The sequence below is a fragment of the Microbacterium sp. B19 genome, assembly GCF_000333395.1.
GTDB lineage: Bacteria > Actinomycetota > Actinomycetes > Actinomycetales > Microbacteriaceae > Microbacterium.
Map to the genome: position 1 here is coordinate 1 of NZ_BADA01000056.1, position 1,171 is coordinate 1,171.

Here is a 1,171-nt window from a genome sequence, read left to right on the forward strand (position 1 = left end):
GCGAGCGCGCGAGACGGTGGCGTCGTAGGGCGACAGGTAGCCCTCGAGGATCTTCGACCCGCTCGTGGACGGCATGTCGGTCGTGACGAGCACGTCCTTCACCGCGAGCGGCACGCCCGCGAGCTCGTGCAGCTCCTCGCCGGCGGCGCGGCGGCGGTCGATGTCGGCCGCGACGTCGAGAGCGTGGTCGCTCACGTGGAGGAACGCGTGCACGTCGCCGTCCACGGCGGCGATGCGGTCGAGGTGCGCCTGCGTCGCCTCGACGCTCGACACCTCCTTCGCGGACAGGGCGGCGGCGAGGTCGGCGGCGTTCAGGCGCGTGAGGTCGCTCACTGCTCCTCCCCCAGGATCGCGGTCACCCGGAACCGGCCGTCGGCCTGGTCGGGCGCGTTCTGCAGCACCTGCTCGAGGGTGAGCTGCGGCTGCACGACATCGGGGCGGAAGACGTTCTCGAGGGGAATCGGGTGGCTCGTCGCGACGACGTCGGGCGTGGCCACCTCGGACACCTTTGCGATGTTGTCGACGATGGCATCCAGCTGCCCGGTGAGGCTCTGGACCTCTTCGTCGCTCAACTCGATCCGAGCGAGCACACCGAGATGGCGCACGAGATCAGGGGTGATTTCAGACACCCGGCAAGTCTAGTTCGCGGTCACCGCGCGCCGAGACCGACCCCGGCCTACGCTGGGACGGTGACGAGCTTCGACCCGCCTCGCCCCTGGACCGCCAGCTACGCCGCCGGAGTGCCGGAGGACCTCGACCCGCAGTCGGGGTCGCTCGTCGACATCCTCGACGCCTCGACCCGCGACTACCCGAAGGCTCCGGCGCTGGAGTTCTTCGGCCGCGAGACCACCTACGCCGATCTCTCGGCCGAGGTGGCGCGGGTGGCCGCGGCCCTCGCCGCCCACGGCGTGCGGGCGGGCGACCCCGTCGCGATCGTGCTGCCTAACTGCCCGCAGCACATCGTGGCGTTCTACGCGGTGCTGCGCCTCGGCGCGGTCGTCGTGGAGCACAACCCGCTCTACACGGCGCGCGAGCTGCGCAAGCAGTTCGAGGACCACGGCGCGAAGCACGCGATCGTGTGGAGCAAGGTCGTGAAGACCGTGCAAGAGTTCCCCGCCGACCTGCGGGTGACGACGCTCGTCTCCGTCGACGTCACGCAGGCCTGCCGTGC

Annotated in this window: 3 protein-coding genes; 1 reads left to right on the forward strand and 2 read right to left on the reverse strand. The window is 70.9% G+C overall.

Features of this window, described 5'->3' with window-relative positions; genetic code table 11:
* Both I5G_RS20080 and gatC read right to left on the reverse strand, forming a co-directional pair.
* On the reverse strand, positions 1-333 hold a 333-nt coding region (locus I5G_RS20080), incomplete at its 3' end, for an amidase family protein (RefSeq protein WP_036325755.1).
* Complete coding sequence (gatC, locus tag I5G_RS02010; RefSeq protein ID WP_022877561.1) at positions 330-629, reverse strand: Asp-tRNA(Asn)/Glu-tRNA(Gln) amidotransferase subunit GatC; 300 nt, start codon at positions 627-629, stop codon at positions 330-332. The genes gatC and I5G_RS20080, both read right to left, overlap by 4 nt.
* 60 nt (positions 630-689) lie before the next feature.
* Here gatC and I5G_RS20085 point away from each other — a divergent pair.
* On the forward strand, positions 690-1,171 hold a 482-nt coding region (locus I5G_RS20085; protein WP_036325758.1), incomplete at its 3' end, for an AMP-binding protein.